General features: G+C 60.8%; 3 protein-coding genes. 1 reads left to right on the top strand and 2 read right to left on the bottom strand.

The window, feature by feature from the left end; genetic code table 11:
• The coding region (locus U1A24_RS07330) for a class II aldolase/adducin family protein (protein ID WP_322321325.1) at positions 1 to 306 on the top strand (306 nt) is incomplete at its 5' end.
• 181 nt (positions 307 to 487) lie between these two features.
• Here the strand turns inward: U1A24_RS07330 and U1A24_RS07325 are convergent.
• Together U1A24_RS07325 and U1A24_RS07320 are read right to left on the bottom strand one after the other, a co-directional pair.
• Entirely contained in the window at positions 488 to 2353 is a 1866-nt protein-coding gene (locus U1A24_RS07325; RefSeq protein WP_322321324.1) for an ABC transporter ATP-binding protein, read from the bottom strand.
• Between the two features lie 231 nt (positions 2354 to 2584).
• Positions 2585 to 3395: endonuclease/exonuclease/phosphatase family protein (locus U1A24_RS07320; RefSeq protein ID WP_322321323.1), on the bottom strand; the 811-nt coding region annotated here is incomplete at its 5' end.

Raw genomic sequence — 3395 nt, 5'->3', positions numbered from 1 at the left:
GAAGCCGAAGAAGGCGCGCGTCTGGCAGCGGCTTTGGGTAGTTGTAGCTGCCTGATGATGGGCAATCACGGCATATCAGTCAGCGGCGTTACAGTGGCCGAAGCGTTTGAGAAACTATATTTCTTCGAGAAAGCCGCGCAGACCTTGATGATCGCCTATGCCAGCGGCCAGCCTTTGAACGTGCTGTCGCATGATGTTGCACAAAGGACAGCTGCGGGCTGGCATGACTACAGCGGCATGGCCACAGCGCATTTTGACTATCTGAAATCGCAATTGGACAGAACGGACCCATCTTGGCGCGACTGAGTTTGGCAAAATACGGGTCGGGTGCGCGACCTCACAATCACCAGTCTGGCACGACTTAAGCTTGGATGTGGTTATGGCCAGCCTCACAACGCATTTCTGAACCGGCCACTCGCGTGTGAGAAATACGTCCTAGTCGATTGGCGCAGCGCCAAAGGCATCGGCATACCTCTCCGCTTTTCTCTCAGCGATAGCCCGCAGCTTGCAATTCGAAAAGTTCGGCATAGCGGCCGGATTGGGCAAGCAGTTCCGCATGGGTGCCAGAGGCCTCGACGCGGCCGTCAGCCAGCACCAGAATTCGGTCAGCCATCCGCACCGAACTGAAGCGGTGTGAGATCAGGATGGCGGTCTTACCGGCGCTGAGTTCCTTGAAGCGCTGGAACACTTCAAACTCTGATCGCGCGTCAAGGGCGGCTGTCGGTTCATCCAGGATCAGCACCTCGGCCCCGCGCATATAGGCGCGGGCGATGGCCAGCTTTTGCCATTCGCCGCCGGAAAGTTCGACGCCATTGCGAAAGCGCTTGCCGATCATCTGGTCATATTGCTTCGGCAGGCCGTTGATCACCTGATCGGCCAGACTGCGGCGGGCGGCGTCGATGATGCGGGGGCGGTTGTCGCGTTCTTCAATCCGGCCCACCGCGATGTTGTCGGCGGCGCTGAGATTATAGCGCATGAAATCCTGAAAGATCACCCCCATTGCGCCGCGCAAGCCGTCAAGATCATACTGGCGCAGATCATGGCCATCCAGCGTGATGCGGCCTTCGTCGGGATCGTAAAGCCGCGCCAGCAGTTTCACGAGGGTGGTCTTGCCCGCACCGTTTTCCCCCACCAGTGCCAAAGTCTCGCCCGCCTGCAGGGTAAAGTTCATGCCGCGCACCGCCCAACGCTCTGCCCCCGGATAACGGAAGCCGACGTTTTCAAACACAAAACCCGTGCGGATCGGATTGGGGAAAGGCAGGGCATCGGGGGCGGAGAGGATCTCGGGCTCGACCTCGAAGAAGCTGAACAGATCGTCGAGATAAAGCGCCTGTGCGGCGGTGGAGGAAAACGAGGTCAGCAGGCCCTCCAGCAAGCCGCGCAGACGCAGGAACGAGCCGGACAGGAAGGTCAGGTCGCCCAGTGACAACTGCCCCGCCAGCGTTCCCGCGATGATCCAGGCATAGGCGGCGTAATAGCCCAGCGTGCCCAGCGCTGTCAGCACGCCGCCCCAGAGTGCGCGCTTTTGTGCGATCGTGCGGCTTGCGGTGTAGAAGCTTTCCGACAACTCGCGATAGCGTTCGGTGAGAAATCCGTTCAACCCGAAGATCTTGACCTCTTTGGCGGATTCGACACTCGCGGCAGTCTGGCGGACATAGTCCAACTCACGCCGTTCCGGGGTGCGGCCAAAATCCAGCGAATAGCTCTGCGCGTTGAAATGCGCCTCGCCGATAAAGGCCGGAATCAGCGCCAAGGCCAGCAACAGGATCAGCCACGGATTGAAGATCACCAAACCTGCGGCAAAGGTCGCGACGGTGAGAAGGTTCTGCATCTGGGTGAACAGCAGGCCCATCAGCGTCATCCGACCGCTGGCTTGCCTGCGCGCGCGCTCCAGCTTGTCTTGAAACTCGGCATCCTCGAAATCTTCCAGATCGAGGGTGGCCGCGTGTTCCATCAGCCGGATCGACGACGACATCGTCAAACGGTCCGACAGCAGTGTGTCGACCAGCCCGACGATACGGCCCAGCACATCGGACAGGATCGCAAGGGCGAGTTCGGCCAGAACGTAGCTGATCAGCAGTCCGAGGGCATCACTGTTCCACCAACCCGCCAGATCAGTCGGACGGTCCGGCAGCGCCGAAAGCCGCACGACTTCGTCGATGATCAACTTGCCAATCCACAGCGCCGCCACCGGAAGCACCGCCCGGATCAAGCGCAAAACCATTGAGACCAGCATAAGCGACGGGCTGGCCTGCCACACGAGCGTCAGAAACGGCCAGATATTACGCAGAGCAGAGAAACGCGCGCGAAACGTGGTGGGGGCGGAGGCAGGGGGCAGACGAGCGGAATTCACGCGGATTGGGTCTCCTTTGATCCGCAGACACTTTGACAGAACGCACGAGCCCAGAACAGTGCGAACCGACAATCGGGGCTGGGTGGGTAGGTCGGCGGGGGTCTGCTGCCCCTGTCGGGGGCTTGCGAGACGGTTCTGTGATAGGTGTGGTGATGTTGCCGCTTCTCAGGTGCGCGTATCGCAGCCACTCAGCGGGTGGCTTCCATAAGTTCGCTGCTGCTTGGCTAGGCTTCAGGCTCGCGGTGCGAAACCGGCGATTTCCAGCACGATCATGTCATGATCGGACAGTGGTCTGCCGACTGCGTCCGTTGAGGCGACGATGTGACACTGCGCAGCCTGCAATCCGCGTGTCAGAAACCAGTCCAGCTTCATCGCCCGGTCGGGCCAGCGGGTGATCAGGCTTGGCCGCGTGGTCATGGTGGTTTCGGGGCCGCCGTGGATGGTGAAACCCCGGCCCGTCGCGTGATCAAACAACGTCTCATCCCGCCAATCGCCGCCGATGTGGTTGCCGGTGTTTAGATCGCCGCCGATCAACAGCGGCAGATTGGGAAACGCGGTTTCCAGCGCGTCGATCAGAAACCGCAGCTGTGCTTCCCGCTGCGCAGCATCCGCGTTGCTTTCCAGATGGGTCGAGACCATCACGACTGGCCCCGCCTCGGTTGCAACCAGCGCGCCAATCGCCATCCGCTCGCCCAAGCGCGGCTGATCACCGCCCGACAGAAACCAGAACCGCTGCCCCGGCAGACGCAGCAGAAAAGGGCGGACCAACGGCATGGCCGCCAGTACCGCGTTGCCGTGAAAGCCCGCGCGGTTATGTGTATCGGTGCAGAACTCAAGCTCGGTTTCAGAGCCTAGCCCGAGTTCGATGAATTCGACACCATAGGCAAAGGCCATGCTAAGTGCTGCTGCGACCTCTGCCGTGGTGTGGGCTTGTGCTGTGCGAGCCATGCCATTGTCCATCTCTGACAGCAACACCACCTGCGCACCCGTGCCTGCGATCTTGGCAGCACTTGCGGCGGGGAACAGGCAACGCTCCAAATTC

The organism is Cypionkella sp., assembly GCF_034376685.1.
Classification (GTDB): Bacteria; Pseudomonadota; Alphaproteobacteria; order Rhodobacterales; family Rhodobacteraceae; genus Cypionkella.
The sequence above is the reverse complement of the archived record's forward strand: the minus strand, read 5'-3'. Positions and strand labels throughout refer to the sequence as shown.